This window comes from Pseudoclavibacter sp. CFCC 13796 (assembly GCF_008831185.1).
Classification (GTDB): Bacteria; Actinomycetota; Actinomycetes; order Actinomycetales; family Microbacteriaceae; genus Pseudoclavibacter_A.
The window spans coordinates 1,140,952-1,155,324 of record NZ_WBKD01000001.1 but is presented as its reverse complement, the minus strand read 5'-3'; the positions used below and the strand labels follow the sequence as shown (position 1 = coordinate 1,155,324).

At 64.7% G+C, this 14,373-nt stretch carries 15 protein-coding genes; 2 read left to right on the top strand and 13 right to left on the bottom strand.

Going from position 1 to position 14,373, the window contains the following annotated elements; genetic code table 11:
* Window positions 1-18 precede the first annotated feature (18 nt).
* The 3 genes from F8O07_RS05130 to F8O07_RS05120 are packed head-to-tail and all read right to left on the bottom strand — an operon-like array spanning window position 19 to window position 4,071.
* A complete protein-coding gene (locus F8O07_RS05130; protein WP_225733186.1) occupies window positions 19-1,218 on the bottom strand; it encodes a cysteine desulfurase family protein in 1,200 nt (399 codons plus the stop codon).
* 2 nt (window positions 1,219-1,220) lie between these two features.
* Window positions 1,221-2,171, bottom strand: coding sequence for a tetratricopeptide repeat protein (locus F8O07_RS05125; RefSeq protein ID WP_158031039.1), 951 nt, complete (start codon window positions 2,169-2,171; stop codon window positions 1,221-1,223).
* A gap of 1 nt (window position 2,172) precedes the next feature.
* A complete protein-coding gene (locus F8O07_RS05120) occupies window positions 2,173-4,071 on the bottom strand; it encodes a hypothetical protein (protein WP_158031038.1) in 1,899 nt (632 codons plus the stop codon).
* Between the two features lie 242 nt (window positions 4,072-4,313).
* On the opposite strand from F8O07_RS05120, the gene F8O07_RS05115 reads away from it, so the two are divergent.
* Window positions 4,314-5,510 carry an AI-2E family transporter gene (locus F8O07_RS05115; protein WP_158031037.1) on the top strand — a complete coding sequence of 399 codons (1,197 nt, stop codon included), beginning with the start codon at window positions 4,314-4,316 and terminating at the stop codon, window positions 5,508-5,510.
* Between the two features lie 9 nt (window positions 5,511-5,519).
* Here F8O07_RS05115 and F8O07_RS05110 read toward each other — a convergent pair whose 3' ends face one another.
* The 9 genes from F8O07_RS05110 to rpsB form a co-directional block, all read right to left on the bottom strand.
* Entirely contained in the window at window positions 5,520-6,251 is a 732-nt protein-coding gene (locus F8O07_RS05110; protein WP_158031036.1) for an alpha/beta hydrolase, read from the bottom strand.
* A 52-nt stretch (window positions 6,252-6,303) separates the two neighbouring features.
* A complete protein-coding gene (locus F8O07_RS10670) occupies window positions 6,304-6,906 on the bottom strand; it encodes a lytic transglycosylase domain-containing protein (protein WP_225732839.1) in 603 nt (200 codons plus the stop codon).
* An 8-nt stretch (window positions 6,907-6,914) separates the two neighbouring features.
* Window positions 6,915-7,556 carry a transglycosylase family protein gene (locus tag F8O07_RS10800; protein WP_318655792.1) on the bottom strand — a complete coding sequence of 214 codons (642 nt, stop codon included), beginning with the start codon at window positions 7,554-7,556 and terminating at the stop codon, window positions 6,915-6,917.
* Between the two features lie 85 nt (window positions 7,557-7,641).
* Window positions 7,642-8,184 (bottom strand): DivIVA domain-containing protein, encoded by a 543-nt coding sequence (locus tag F8O07_RS05095; protein ID WP_158031034.1) that lies wholly within the window; start codon window positions 8,182-8,184, stop codon window positions 7,642-7,644.
* A 35-nt stretch (window positions 8,185-8,219) separates the two neighbouring features.
* Window positions 8,220-9,122 (bottom strand): phosphatidate cytidylyltransferase, encoded by a 903-nt coding sequence (locus tag F8O07_RS05090; protein ID WP_192496646.1) that lies wholly within the window; start codon window positions 9,120-9,122, stop codon window positions 8,220-8,222.
* 28 nt (window positions 9,123-9,150) lie between these two features.
* Window positions 9,151-9,705: a ribosome recycling factor gene (gene frr / locus F8O07_RS05085; RefSeq protein WP_158031032.1), complete on the bottom strand. Its 555-nt coding sequence runs from the start codon at window positions 9,703-9,705 to the stop codon at window positions 9,151-9,153.
* Between the two features lie 40 nt (window positions 9,706-9,745).
* Window positions 9,746-10,459, bottom strand: coding sequence for a UMP kinase (pyrH, locus tag F8O07_RS05080; RefSeq protein WP_158031031.1), 714 nt, complete (start codon window positions 10,457-10,459; stop codon window positions 9,746-9,748).
* Between the two features lie 200 nt (window positions 10,460-10,659).
* A complete protein-coding gene (gene tsf / locus F8O07_RS05075; protein ID WP_158031030.1) occupies window positions 10,660-11,487 on the bottom strand; it encodes a translation elongation factor Ts in 828 nt (275 codons plus the stop codon).
* Between the two features lie 44 nt (window positions 11,488-11,531).
* Window positions 11,532-12,374, bottom strand: coding sequence for a 30S ribosomal protein S2 (gene rpsB, locus F8O07_RS05070; RefSeq protein WP_158031029.1), 843 nt, complete (start codon window positions 12,372-12,374; stop codon window positions 11,532-11,534).
* A gap of 411 nt (window positions 12,375-12,785) precedes the next feature.
* On the opposite strand from rpsB, the gene F8O07_RS05065 reads away from it, so the two are divergent.
* Window positions 12,786-13,334: a M23 family metallopeptidase gene (locus F8O07_RS05065; protein WP_192496645.1), complete on the top strand. Its 549-nt coding sequence runs from the start codon at window positions 12,786-12,788 to the stop codon at window positions 13,332-13,334.
* Window positions 13,335-13,433: 99 nt separating this feature from the next.
* On the opposite strand, the gene F8O07_RS05060 is transcribed toward F8O07_RS05065, so the two are convergent.
* Entirely contained in the window at window positions 13,434-14,360 is a 927-nt protein-coding gene (locus tag F8O07_RS05060) for a tyrosine recombinase XerC (RefSeq protein WP_158031027.1), read from the bottom strand.
* Window positions 14,361-14,373 lie beyond the last annotated feature (13 nt).

Here is a 14,373-nt window from a genome sequence, read left to right as displayed (position 1 = left end):
CTCTCGGCCTTCGCGAGGTCAGTAGATTGTGGGCGCGTGCGCACTCATGCCGGCCTGACGCGCTCGTCGATAGACCTCGGGCAGCACCTCGAGCACGGCGTCCACATCATCTTCGCCGGTGTCTTCGCCCAAGGTGAACCGCAGGGCCGAGCGGGAGTCCTGCTCGTCGAACCCCATAGCCTCGAGCACGTGGCTCGGCTGCGGAATGCCCGCGGTGCACGCCGATCCCGTCGACGCGCGCACTCCGGCCGCATCGAGCAGAAACAGCAGCGAGTCTCCTTCGCAGCCGGGAAACACCGCATGCACGTTGCCGGGCAGCCGCTGATCGCCACGGGCGCCGGTCACGATCGCCTCGGGCACTGCGCGGCGGATGCCGAGGATCAGTCGGTCGCGCAGCTCGGCGAGCCGGCTGGCATGGGCGGAGAGCCGGCCGACGACGTGCTCGGCGGCGACTCCGAAGGCGGCGATCGACGGGGTGTCCAGTGTTCCGCTGCGCAGACGGCGTTCCTGACCGCCCCCGTGCAGCAGCGGCACCGGCGTCACATCGCGACGCAGCACGAGCGCTCCAGTGCCTAGGGGCCCGCCGATCTTGTGCGCCGAAACGCTCATGGCCGCGATGCCGAGTTCGTGGAAGTCGAGAGGCACCTGCCCGTAGGCGGCCACCGCATCGACGTGCACCGGAATGTCGTGTGCACGGGCGATCTCAGCGATCTCACCCAGCGGCTGCAGCGTGCCGACCTCGTTGTTCGCGGCGATGACGCTGATCAGAGCGACGCGTGCACCCTCAGCGTCGACCAGCTCTCGCAGAACGGTCAGGTCGATACGTGCCTCTCGGTCGACCGGGATGCGTCTGACCTGCGCGCCCTGCGTCTGCTCAAGCCAGCGTGCAGAGGCCTCAGTCGCATGGTGTTCGGCCTCGGCGATGACCACGAGCGGACGGCGCCCGTCTGCCACACGCCACCAGTAGATGCCTTTCACCGCCTGGTTGATCGACTCGGTGCCGCCGGCGGTGAAGACGATCTCGGCGGGGTCGGCGCCGAGCGACGCCGCGACCCGAGCACGCCCCTGTTCGACGAGAGCGCGCGAATGCTGGCCGGCGGTGTGCACAGCAGAGGCGTTGCCCACCACCTGCGCCGCATGCACGTAGGCGTCGAGTGCCGCGGGCAGCATCGGGGCGGTTGCTGCGTTGTCGAGGTACGAGGCGTGCGAGTCGGTCACGTTCAGAACAGCAGGCTGGCGAGCCTGGTGCGTGCGGCGTTGACCCGAGGATCGGTGTTGCCGGTCAGCTCGAACAGCCCGATCAGCCGTTGCTGCAGCGGCGTGCGATCGTCGGGGTTCGCCCAGAGGGCTGGCTGCAGCAGCACGTCGAAGGCCTTCTCGGGATCTCCGGCCAGCCAGGCTCGGTCTGCCTGCTCAAGTGCGCTGCTGAGCTCGGCATCGTCGACGCTCTGCGCTTCAGGGGTGCCCTGATCGACCTGTTCGAGACGTGTGCGAAGGTGAGACAGCAGCAGGCCATGGCGAGCGAACTCGTCTTTCGGCGACTCGTCGAGAATGCGCTGGAACGCATGCGAGGCATCGGCAAGGCGGCCCTCGTCGAGTGCCTGCTGGGCGGCGACCTGCTGCGGGGTCAGCTTCGGCTCCTCAGGCTCTGCGTCGTCGTCGCTCGGAACTTCGACGACCTCGGTCACACCCTGCTGCTCGGCAACCTGCAGCACCTGCGAGATGACGGGCTCGATCTGGGCGCGATCGGCAAGACCTTCGAAGAGCGGCACCGGCTGGCCGGCGATCAGAGCGAGTGTGGTCGGCAGGGTGCGCACGCGCAGAGCCTGAGCGATCTGCGGATGCTGCTGTGCGTCGACGATGCCGAGCAGCAGCCGCCCCTGCTGGGCGACGACCAGGTCGGTGAGCGTATCGACCAGCGGCTGGTCCTGCGGCGTTCCGGAGACAAGTGCGAGCAGCAGCGGTGTGCGCGTCGAACGCTGAACGCTCTCGCCGAAGGTCTGCTCGTCGAGCCTGGTCACCAGCACAGCACGTGCTGATCCGGCTGTGCTGCTCGAAGCGGGACCATTCGTCGCGTTCAGGGCCGATGCCGCCCCCAGATCGATGGCTCCGTGTACGTCGGGAACTCCCGTCACACCCGTTGAAGCGTTCGGCACATCATGTGCGCTCATGTCACAGCTCCTTGATTGATTCCTGCTGCCACGTGTAGCCGACCAGTGTCGCCTTCTGCGTGGCGTCTTTCGGCACTCGGAAGACCAGCATCGTGCTGTACACGCGCTGGAGGCCTTTGCTCGTCTCGTTCGAGCCGATCACGGCGCTGTCTGCTGCCGTGAGGTCTTTGATCACGCCGTTCTCTTTGGCGGGCTTGACCTCCCACGTCTCATTGACGCTGACGAACACGAGACCGTCGCCGTCGGCGGTGGTCAGCGCCACGGGGGCCGAAGCACCCGGCGGGTAGGTCACGTTCAGCTGACCGTCCTGGCCGAGGTTCTCGCGCTGCTGCGTGACTTTCTCACGACGACGCTGCAGATACTGATCGTTGGCGATGTCGAACTGTGCTGCGAACTGGCTGGAGTCGCCATTGGCCAGCAGATCTGCATAGTGCTCGCCGACGACTCCGGGGGCGATCGCGAGGTCGCTGCTGTCGTTCGGAATCACCTGCGAACCGACCAACTCGCTGGGCAGGTCAGGAATCGGCGGGATCGGATTGTTGATCACCGTCTTCAGCTTGTAGTTGTCTCGGGCCGTCTCCTGCTGCAGCAGCAGCAGCCGCTTGGGCTGCCCCTCTGCCTGATCGTCCTGAACACCGACCAGCACCGTGCGAGGGAAGTCTTTGCCAGACTGCGGCAGGAACACGTTCATGGGCGACGAGACGATCGGATCGATCGCCGGTTCGTCGGCGAACTTCGACTTGATCGCGTAATACCCCTGTCGTGCGGCGAGAGCCTCACCCGTGAACCTGCCGTTCAGCATGTTCGGGTCGAGGGCGGCATCGGCCTGGCTGGCGGTCGTCGCAACCTGGTCGAGGATGGTCTGGAAGTGCGCCTTGAGCACGGGAGTCGCGGACTGGTCGCTGTCTGCTGGTGCTTCGGAGCTCGCGGAGCTCGGCGATGCCTGATCTGGCTGGGTACAGCCGGTCAGCGCCAGCACCCCGGCGACGCCGAAGACGAAGAGTCCACGCAGCGGCCTCTTGCCCAGGCTGGAACGTCCCAAGCTGGATCGGCTGTTGGCGCCTTTCTCTGCCGTGTCGGTCTCTTTCGTCGTGGCGTCTTTCGCAGCTCCGGAGGCGGATCCCGGTTTGGACGCCTCAGCGTCAGGTCGGCTCCCGTCTGCGGGTTTCGTGGCGGAAGGCTCGTCGCTCGACGGCTTGGCCGGCACCACGGGAGCCTTGCCCGCCTCGGTCTCATAGTCATCGCCCGGCACGACGCCGCTCTTCAACGACTTCGTGTCTTCCGAAGCGAGACGTTTGCCGCGGTGCGTGCGGCGACGAGGGCCCCGGCGGTTCGCGATGCGATCGATCAGCAGCAGCACGAACCCGCCGAGCAGCAGCACATAGCCTATGATCTGCAGTGGCCGCACCCATGGCGTCGGGTTCACGTTCGGCCAGCTGATGCTGATCTCGGTCGGTGCCGGATGCTCGCCGTCTGAGGCGATCAGCAGCGAGGACGTCTGCACCGAGTCGACCTCGAGGCGAAGCTGGCCGTCTGCGCTCTGCTCGGTCGTCCAGAGATCGGAGCCTGCCGGGTTCGGCACAGTCTGCTCTGTTCCCCCAGTGGTCACGCCGAGGTCGCGATCCGCTGCAGTGATGCGGTTGACCGATGCGTCGGCGACCCACGCATCCACGTCGGAGGAGGGTCCGGCTGCTGCGAAGACTCGCTGCGGGCCGGTGACGACCACAGTGGCCTTGCCGTCGTGCTGTGCGAGGGCGGAGCCGTCGATGACGGCGACCGGTGCAGACGCGGTGCCCTGTGTGGCGGTGTCTACTGATTCGACGATCTCAGCCGGCGGGCGCCAGATGGTCTGCTGGCCGAAGCCGACGATCAGTGCCAGGGCCGCGATGGCGAAAAGCACGACGGCGGTATAAAAGCGCAAAGTTCAGACCCTTCCAGTTCTTCCCATAAGACCCTAGATCATAGCGTTCCTCTTTGAAAATCATCTATGCCTGCGCTGAGAGCGAAGTTCCCTCGTCGCAGGTCGGGTTTCGCCAGCGATCACGCACGGTCGAGAACCGCGGGTACCCTTGGCAGAGAGCTGTGCGACCTTCAGCACAGACGTGCGTCGGCACACGAACACGAGGAACAGAGGAACGGCTGATGAGCGCTTCGACACCAGAGGACGCCGCGCAGACCACTGAGGCACCGAAGCCGGAGCCGACGACTCCGCCGACCACGCACGAGACAGACGTCATCGGCTCGAGCCACCATCGCATCCGCACCATGCGTCTCAGCACCGACAACGTGTTCGGCATCGCCTTTCTCGGCACCCTCGGCGTGCTCGTCGCCCTGGTGCTGGGGGGCATGGTCGCGACCAGCGGCATGGTCATCACCTACATCGGCGCCGCACTGTTTCTCGCGCTCGGGCTCGACCCTGTCGTTCGGCTGCTGTGTCGCACCGGGATGCCACGAGGCGTCGCAGTATTGGTCGTCTTTCTGTTCTTCGTGCTGGCCGTGGTCGGTGTCGTGCTGCTGCTGATCCCTGCGATCAACACACAGGTCGACGAGGCGATCCAGAACACGCCGGTGCTCGTGCACGTGCTCACTCAGCAGGAGTGGTTTCAGAGCATCAACCAACAGGTCGACGGTGCTGCCGCGGGATGGCTCGACGCCGCGCAGCGCTTCGCCTCAGACCCGCAGAACATGCTGCAGGTGGCCGGTGGTCTCGTGACGGTGGGAACCGGCTTGGCCAACTTCATCGCGGCGACGGTCATCATCGTCGTGCTCACGCTCTATTTCATGGTGTCTCTGCAGGGTCTCAAACGGGGGCTCATCTCACTGCTGCCGGCTTCTCGTCGCAGCCGCTTCACTCGTCTCAGCGACCGCATCTTCGACAACGTCGGTAAGTATGTGATGTCGCAGACGATCATCGCGCTGATCAACGCGGTCTGCGCGTACATCGCGATGTCGATACTGCAGGTGCGCTTCCGCGAGGTGCTCGCCGTCGTGATCTTCCTGTTCGCACTGCTGCCGCTGGTGGGCTCGCTGACTGCGGCGACGCTGACCACGCTGATGACGGTCGTGACTCAGGTATTGGCGAATCCGGAGAACGTGAACCTCTGGCCGGCGCTCTTCATCATGATCTACTACCTGATCTACATGCAGTTCGAGGCATATGTGCTCACACCGCACATCGTGAATCGAGCCGTACCGATTCCGGGGGTGATCGTGGTGATCGCCGCGCTGCTCGGCGGCACGCTGCTCGGCGTGTTCGGAGCGCTGCTGTCGATTCCGGTGGCTGCATCGGTCATCCTGCTGGTGCAGGAGCTCTGGGTGCCGCGGCAGAACAAACGCTGACCGCGTCGCTCACTCGCTGGGCGTCGGCCATTCGGTCGGCAGCGGGAGCGCGCTCGGGCGCATCGCACGCACGATCACGGTCAGCACCTCACGGGTCTGTTTCTCACCGATCCAGAGATGACGGCCGTCCGGGATCACGATGAGTTCGGCCTCGGGCACGACGCTGAACCGCTCTCGCGCCTCGGGCGGGCGCAGGAAGTCGTCGTTCTCTGGGATGACCGCGATGAGCCGTCGGCCGGCGCCGTGCCAGCGAGCGAGTTCGGGTGCAGTCGTGCGGTGCAGCGGCGGCGAGAGCAGGATGGTGCCGTCTGCGGGATAGTCCAAACCGTACTTGAGCAGCAGTTCGGTGCCGAACGACCACCCCAGCTGCCAGATGTGCGGGAGCCCTCGCTGCTCGGCGAATCGCATGGCGGCTTCGACGTCGAACCGCTCGGTGATTCCATCGCCGAACGTGCCCTCGCTGGTTCCACGAGGGCTCGACGTTCCGCGGGTGTTGAATCGCAGCACGGCGATGTCAGCCATTGCAGGCAGTCGCCAAGCGGCCTTGCGCAGGATGTGCGAGTCCATGAACCCACCCTGGGTGGGCAGAGGGTGAAATGTCACCAGCGTCGCAGCTGGCTCCCGATGGGCCGGGAGTGAGAGCTCACCGACCAGGGTGAGACCATCGTCTGTCTGCAGCGTGATCTCTTCGGCGCGTCGCGGCAGCTCGGTATTCGCACGGATCTTCTGCATGTCGCTCATGGGCGCACCTCGTTCTGATCAGCCAGCCGACCGACAAACGGCGAATCGGGTATCAGTACCAGCCGACCGACTGCGAATGACCCCAAGCACCGCACGGCGTGCTGTAGCGACCAGCGATGTAGCCCAGGCCCCACTTGATCTGTGTGGCAGGGTTGGTCTGCCAGTCGGCCCCGGCGGACGCCATCTTGCTGCCCGGCAGCGACTGGGGGATGCCGTAGGCTCCCGAACTGCTGTTCGTGGCGTTGACACGCCATCCCGACTCTTTCTGCCAGAGGCTCACGAGGCAGACGAACTGGTCGGCTCCCCAGCCACGCGCCTGAACCTGAGCCCAAGCCTCAGCCTGGGCGCCAGTGGGATTCGGGACTGCTGCAGCTGCCGGAGCACTGCCTGCCGCGGCAGCAGCGTCGTCAGCGGGTTCTGCTACTGGTGCCGGCGGCGGTGCTGGTGTCTCGGCCTTCACCAAGTCAGACTGCATCGAGATGACCGCAACCGCAGCCTGGACGCTCTGGGTGTCGATGGCAGTGTTGGACTCCTGCGATGCGGTCTCAGTGATCGAGGACACCTCATCGGCATATGCAGTGTTGACTCCACCCGCTGCGACGAACATCAGTGCTCCCGCTGCCCCGACGGATGCGGTGCGGATGAATGCGCTCACGGCCGCCATCAGCGTGCCCCAATCTTCGAGCTGCAGCCCCACTGGCCCCAACCAGCGCGCGCCTGTAGGCCGGAAGCGATCTCGATCTGCTGCTCTCGAGTGGCGCCATCTGCCGTCGGTGCGTACTTTGTGCCTCCCGAGGCCTGCCACGTCTGCTTGGAGAACTGCAAACCGCCGTAGTAGCCGTTGCCGGTGTTGATGTTCCAGCGACCGCCTGACTCGCACTGTGCCATGCGATCCCAGACGCTGCCGTCGCTCGGTGTCGCCGCTGCGGGTGTGCTCTTCGGCTGCGCGTCACGCTGCTTCTTCGCAGCGTTTGCGTCCGAGCTGTTATCAGCGGTGTCGCCCTCAGGCTGTGCGGCAGGGGGCGGTGTGACCACACGGGTCTCGGCCGTAACGACCTGCTGGGGCGTATCGATGCTCACCGTTGTCACCTGCGCTGCAGGAACGGAATCGGCGAACGCCTGGCGCTGCAGGTTACCGGCGATCTGCGGCAGATTCGCCTGGACGACACTCTGCTGACCTGCCACGCTGTGCGCCTCGACGTTAGCGGTCGAGGCATACGCGGAATCGGTGACTGCGCTGTGTGCGCCGGAGCTCACTAAGGCGAAAGCCACGGCACCGGCGATGAGCGTTGAGGAAGTCTTCAAAGAAACCATACATTTCCACCCTAGCGTGTCTGTTCCGTGCCGTCCAACGTCAGCGTTCTGCCCACAGCTCTGTCTCAGCGGCAGCTCAGAGAATGGCCAGCATGATCTCGACCGTGCGATCGAGCACGGCATCGACTTGGCGTTCGTCATAGCCGTTGCCCTGTCGCGCGAAGACCGCGTCTCTCACCTCCGAGACCTCGAGAGGTGTGCCGATCCGAAAATAGGCCACGATGCGGTCGGCGAGCTGATCAACCTGCTTGCGCGAGTATCCGACGCCGAAAACACCGACGCGACGGAACCGATGGCCTTCGGGCCGCAGCATCCTGTCTACGACGACTCGGGCCTGCTCCCGCGCCTGCTCCTGCCATGCCTCGTCGCCCATCGCAGCGTGTGCCTCGTCGCGCTCTCGCTGAGCGAACGCGTCTTCGAGTCTGTCGAGAGCCGCGTCGACCTGAGCCGGCTCATAGCCATCTTTGACCACGTCGAAGGCGGTGGCTCGAACCGTGTCAGAGGTCACATCTGCGGTGCCTGAATCGTATGCCGCTCGGGCCCGTTCGAGCAGATCGTCAACCTGGTCGATGTCATAGCCGCGCTTGCCTTTGGGTACTCGCTCGAAAACAGTCGTCACAGCCCCATTCTGCCAAAGACCACGCAAAAGTGCGTTCAGGCGGCAAGCGTGGCGAAGAGCAGAAAGAGCAGAAAGGCCATCGGCATAGACGGAATGATGGCGTCCAGGCGGTCCATGAACCCGCCGTGACCGGGGATCCACCGACTCATGTCTTTGATGCCCAGCCAGCGTTTCAGCGACGATTCGAGGAGGTCGCCGACCGTCGCGGTGACCATCAGCAGCGGTCCGACGATCAGTCCCACCCACCACGGCATACCCGCGATCGCCCAGACTGAGAGCATGCCGGCCACGGTTGAACTCACCAACGCACCGGCCTGCCCCTCCCAAGTCTTCTTGGGACTGATCCGCGGTGCCATGGGGTGACGTCCGAAAAGCACGCCGCTCGCATAGGCGCCGGTGTCATTGCATACGACCACGATGAGGGCGCAGATCAGCCACTCCACGCCGCCTTGATGAGTGATCAGGAGTGCGACGGTCGAAAGACTCATCGCGATATAGACGATCAGCGCAGTCGACCATCCGACAGCCGCCCAAGGCGACTGACCGCGGATGCTGTGGGAGACGATCTGCCAGAGGGCGGCCAGCACCAGTGCTGCGAGCCCGGCCCACAGCAAAGCCCATCCCCCACGGAGGAACGCGATACCCGGCAGCAGACCGGCGACGATCCCCAGCATCCATGGCGAGACCAAGATTGAGCGAAACAGCAGCGCTTGGGCGGTCTCCGCGACGGCGAGACCGGTCGCGGCCATCAGCACTACGACGAACGCATGCTGACTGAGCAGCAGACTGCCCAGCACTACTGCGCCGATGAGCAGAGCAACGCCGATCGCCAACGGCAGGTTGCGTCCTGCCTTCTGCTCGAGGCGCTGGTTCGCCTGCTCGAGCTGTTCGACCAAGGCCCTCGCCTGGGCCTGATGACGGTCTCTGTTGGTGCTCACTGTGGTGTCTGCCAGTTGTGCTCCGAGGTCAGACCTCGAGCAGCTCGTTCTCTTTGCGCTCGAGTGACTGATCGATCTGCTCGACATGCTGCTTCGTCACAGTTTCGAGGTCTTTCTCACCGCGAGCGATCTCGTCATCGCCGACTTCGCCTTTCAGCGCGTCGAAGTCGTCTTTCGCCTTGCGGCGCAGGTTGCGCACGACCACGCGCGCCTCTTCTGCCTTCTGCCGAACCAGCTTGACGTACTCTTTGCGTCGCTCTTCGGTGAGCTCGGGCAGCACGACGCGAATGAGATCGCCGTCGTTGGTGGGGTTCACGCCGAGGTTGGGCTCGTTGCGAATCGCCTTCTCGATCTCGTGCAGAGCAGACTTGTCATACGGCGTGATGATCAGAGTGCGCGCCTCGGGGTTCTGCAGCGAGGCGAGCTGCTGCAGTGGCGTGGGCGTGCCGTAGTAGTCGACCGGGATGCTGGCGAAGAGGGCGGGGTTCGCGCGCCCCGTGCGCACCTGTGCGAACTCGTCTCGTGCGACCTCGACCGCTTTGGCCATGCGCTGCTTGGTCTCGTCAATGATGTCTTTGATCATGATGTCTCCTCTGTGCCGATGCTCGTGGGTGTGCAGTCGCTCAGGCGTCAGCGCTGACCAGAGTGCCGATTTCGACGCCCTGAATGGCCCGTGCGATGTTTTCATGGTCGTCCATGCCGAAGATGCGCATCGGCATGGCGTTGTCCATGCACAGGCTGAACGCGGTCGAGTCTACGACCTTCAGACCCCGCACCAGCGCGTCAGTGTAGGTGATCGCCTCGATCTTCTCGGCTTCGGGATGAGTCTTGGGGTCAGCGGTGTAGACACCGTCAACGCCGTTCTTGGCGAAGAGCACCTCGTCGCACTTAATCTCGAGCGCACGCTGCGCAGAGACGGTGTCGGTCGAGAAATACGGCAGACCGGCTCCGGCGCCGAAGACGACGACACGGCCTTTCTCAAGGTGACGGATGGCACGAAGAGGGATGTACGACTCAGCAACCTGTGTCATCTGGATCGCAGACTGCACTCGGGTGTCGACGCCTGCCTGCTGCAAGAAGTCCTGCAGGGCCAAGGCGTTCATCACGGTGCCGAGCATGCCCATGTAGTCGGCGCGGGCACGCTCCATGCCGCTGAGCGACAGCTCTGCGCCACGGAAGAAGTTGCCGCCGCCGACGACGATCGCGACCTCGACGGTGCGCGACGCAATGGCGACCTGGTGGGCGATGGAGCCGACCACGTCGGGGTTCACGCCCAGAGCGCCCGCTCCGAACGCCTCTCCAGAGAGTTTCAGCAGAACTCGTCGACGTCGTTCCATCACCACATGCGCTCCTTCATACTGAGACGCCGGTCATGGCGGCCGCGTCACTGTGCTCTGTAAGTCTAGGGGGCGGTCCCGGTTTTGCCGCTGTCAAGGGCGGCGATGCTGTCTCGCAGCGGATGCCCACGCCGCCGAGACCAGTCAGCGGGGGCATACATGAAGGTGGCCCGGCACTCGGCCGGGCCACCTTTGAAGCGTCAGGCTCCGACGCGGAAGCGGACGAACGAGTTGACCGTCAGCCCGGCATCCTTCAGCACCTGAGCAATGCTCAGCTTGTGATCGCGTGCGTAATCCTGATCGGGCAGCACGATCGTCTTGAAGAAGCCGTTGAGGCGCCCCTCGACGATGCGCGGCAGAGCCTTCTCAGGCTTGCCCTCGTTGCGCGAGGTCTCTTCGGCGATGCGACGCTCGTTCTCGACGTCTTCTGCCGGAACCTCTTCGCGAGTCATGTACTTCGGATCGGCGAACGAGATGTGCTGCGCAATCGAGTGCGCGGTCTCGCTGTCGTCACCGTCGTACGCGACGATCACGCCGAGCTGCGGAGGCAGATCGGGGTTCGTGCGGTGCAGGTAGACCGCGAAGTGCTCGCCCTCGAGCTGAGTCAGACGACGCAGCTCCACCTTCTCGCCGATGATGGCGCTGGTGTCGGTGATGAGCTCTTCGACGTTCTTGCCCTCGACCGGAGCGGCAAGCGCAGCGGTGAGGTCGGCGGCGCCGACCTCGGCGATCGCGGCGAGCACCTGCTCGGCGAGCTCGATGAAACGCTCGTTCTTCGCCACGAAGTCGGTCTCGCAGGCCAGCTCGATCAGGTACGCGCGGCGCCCGTCGACCTTGGCGGCGATGAGCCCGTTGGTCGTGGTACGACCTTCGCGCTTTGCGACGCCCTTCAGGCCCTTCACGCGCAGCAGCTCAATAGCCTTCTCGACGTCGCCTTCGGCCTCGTCGAGCGCCTTCTTGCAGTCGAGCATGCCCGATCCGGTGCGCTCGCGCAGGGCTTTCACATCAGCGGCAGTGTAATTCGCCATGTTCCTGTTTCTCTCGCTCTCTCGCGTTGGGTTGTCTCGAAGACTTACTTGTCAGCAGGGGTCTCGGCGGCAGGCTGCTCAGCGGCCTCGGCCGGCTTCTCAGCAGCTGCCTCGGCGGGCTTCTGCTCGTCCTGCTTCAGCAGCTCGCGCTCCCACTCGGCCAGAGGCTCGGCTTCGCCGGCCTCTTCGTCTTTGCTGTGACGAGCGACCAGGCCGGCAGCAGCAGCGTCGGCGATGATCTTGGTGAGCAGTGAGACCGACCGGATGGCGTCGTCGTTGCCCGGGATCGGGTAGGCGATGTCATCGGGGTCGATGTTGGTGTCGAGGATGGCGACGACCGGGATACCCAGCTTCTTCGCCTCCTGCACGGCGAGGTGCTCTTTGTTGGCGTCGACGATCCAGAGGGCCGAAGGCGTCTTGTCCAGGTTGCGGATGCCACCCAGGGTCTTCTCGAGCTTGTCTTTCTCACGCTTGAGAATGAGCAGCTCTTTCTTGGTGCGACCCGAGCCGGCCACGTCGTCGAAGTCGATCTCTTCGAGCTCTTTCAGACGCTGCAGGCGCTTGTGTACGGTCGAGAAGTTGGTCAGCAGACCACCGAGCCAGCGGTGGTTGATGTACGGCTGGCCGACGCGCGTCGCCTGCTCGGCGATGGCCTCCTGAGCCTGCTTCTTGGTGCCGACGAAGAGGATCGTGCCGCCGTGAGCGACCGTCTGCTTCACGAAGTCGTAGGCCTTGTCGATGTAGCCGAGCGACTTCTGCAGGTCGATGATGTAGATGCCCGAGCGCTCGGTGAAGATGAAGCGCTTGACTTTCGGGTTCCAGCGGCGGGTCTGGTGCCCGAAGTGCACGCCGCTGTCGAGCAGCTGGCGGATGGTAACGACGGCCATTGCCGTGTCTCCTGTTCTGCGTGTGTTCACACGCCTCTTGCGGTTGAGCGGTCACCGGGTTGGTGGCCCCTGGTGCTCATGACTCACCCCACCACCGAAGTGGACCGTTGAGGCTGTGTCATCTGTGCGAGCACGCGAAGTCAGCAGATTGCTCTACTGCTGTCGACAATCATAGCCCACGAACGTTCCTTTCCGCGCCTGCTCGGTGAGCGCGTCCTCAGGGCGAGACCTGCCTTTGCGAGTACGCACACCTGTCGTCGCACTCTCCTGTTCTGCACAGCGGTGACTGGTGTGCTTCTTCGCCTACGCTGGCAGCGTTTGAATCGCTCTATGACGACAGGAGCAAGCACACACGGCAGAGCCCTTCTTCGAAGACGATCCTCACTTCGCCGAACCCTTCGGAACTCGTCGATGCGGCTGCGCTCTGCTGGTCGTCGCGGCACGCTCATGACGCTGTGTCTGCTGTTCACCGTCGGCGTCGTCCTTTCGACGCCGGCAGCCGCCGATCTGCGGCCTGGCGCAGCGATGCCCGTGCACACTCCCTGCAGCGATCTGCCGTGCTGGTCATGGCCTCTGCCTGCTCCGAGAACAGTGGTCAACCCATTTCGCGCACCACCGCATCCATACGGAGCGGGCCATCGCGGCATCGACGTCGCCGCAGCCGAAGGCACAGAGGTGCTCGCCGTCGACGACGGCACGGTGTCGTTCGCCGGCCAGGTGGTCGATCGTCCGGTCGTGACGGTCGCGCACGACCATTCCTGGCGTTCGAGTCACGAGCCAGTGCTGCCCGCCGTGGCACAGGGTGACCACGTCGTACGTGGGCAGGTCATCGGGCACGTCGCCTCAGGAGGTCACTGTGTCGGGTGCCTGCACCTTGGGGCCCGTCACGTGGATGACTACTACTCTCCCCTTCTGCTGATTGAAGGATCCGATCCGTCGGTGCTGCTGCCGCTGCCATGACATTCGGGTCGCATGAGCGTCTCACGCGGCTTCGTTCCGAGCACTTCGACTGCGACGAGGGTGGCATCGATGGGTCGGCTGCGATGGATTTGGCTGCGATCAGGCGCGGGGATGCGCCTGCAGGTACGACGAGGCGAGCTGCTCGACAGAGACGTGCGTGTAGATCTGTGTCGTGCCGATGCTGGAGTGCCCGAGCAGGGTCTGCACGGCGCGCAGGTCGGCTCCCCCGTCGAGCATGTGCGTCGCGGCGGTGTGACGAAACGAGTGCGGGCCGGCATTGCGCGCGCCGACCGCTGTGAGCGCCTGCGTGACGACGCCGTGCACCGTGCGTGCGTTGATCTGGCCGCCTCGCGCGCCGAGAAAAAGATGATGCCCCGCATCAGGATGCGCTGCGCGCGCTAAGAGTGAACCTCGCGCCGTCTCAAGGTAGTGGTCGATCGCCGCGAGCGCGATGTCGCCGATCGGTACGACACGCTGCTTGTCTCCCTTGCCAACGACGGTGATCAGCCGGTTGTCGCGGTCGATGTCGTCCAAGGTGAGGCCGACCAGCTCGGAGACGCGCAGCGCTGAGGCATAGAGCACTTCGAGCATGGCCCAATCGCGTGCTTTCACTGAGTCGCCGGATGCTGCCGCCTCGTGGGCATGGTCGAGCAGCGCCCGCATGGTCTGGCGACTGTGGACGACCGGCAGGGTGCGACCGGTCTTCGGCACCTGAAGCCGCGCGGCGGGGTCGGCGTCGACGATGCCCTGTTCGAACGCCCAACGTCCGAACGATCGTGCGACGGTGGATCGTCGCGCCAGGCTCGTCTCGGCGAGACCGCGCTGCGAACTGTGCCACAGCCAGTCTCTGAGGTGATCGAGGCGCAACTGGCCGATAAGGGTCACCCGCGTGTCGGTGAGGTCGGCAGCGAGGTCTTTTAAATCGTTGCCATAGGCCTTCACCGTGTTCGCTGAAAGTCCTCTGACCACCCGGAGTTCGCTCAGGTAGCGGTCGATCGCCGCGGCGACAGAGATCTCAGCAGTCATGCCACCAGAATGC

Coding starts and splice junctions, on each gene's coding strand:
- F8O07_RS05125 (WP_158031039.1), bottom strand. CDS start 2,171: ATGAGCGCACATGATGTGCCGAACGCTTCAACGGGTGTGACGGGAGTT.
- F8O07_RS05115 (WP_158031037.1), top strand. CDS start 4,314: ATGAGCGCTTCGACACCAGAGGACGCCGCGCAGACCACTGAGGCACCG.
- F8O07_RS05110 (WP_158031036.1), bottom strand. CDS start 6,251: ATGAGCGACATGCAGAAGATCCGTGCGAATACCGAGCTGCCGCGACGC.
- frr (WP_158031032.1), bottom strand. CDS start 9,705: ATGATCAAAGACATCATTGACGAGACCAAGCAGCGCATGGCCAAAGCG.
- pyrH (WP_158031031.1), bottom strand. CDS start 10,459: ATGGAACGACGTCGACGAGTTCTGCTGAAACTCTCTGGAGAGGCGTTC.
- tsf (WP_158031030.1), bottom strand. CDS start 11,487: ATGGCGAATTACACTGCCGCTGATGTGAAAGCCCTGCGCGAGCGCACC.
- rpsB (WP_158031029.1), bottom strand. CDS start 12,374: ATGGCCGTCGTTACCATCCGCCAGCTGCTCGACAGCGGCGTGCACTTC.
- F8O07_RS05065 (WP_192496645.1), top strand. CDS start 12,786: ATGCGGCTGCGCTCTGCTGGTCGTCGCGGCACGCTCATGACGCTGTGT.
- F8O07_RS05060 (WP_158031027.1), bottom strand. CDS start 14,360: ATGACTGCTGAGATCTCTGTCGCCGCGGCGATCGACCGCTACCTGAGC.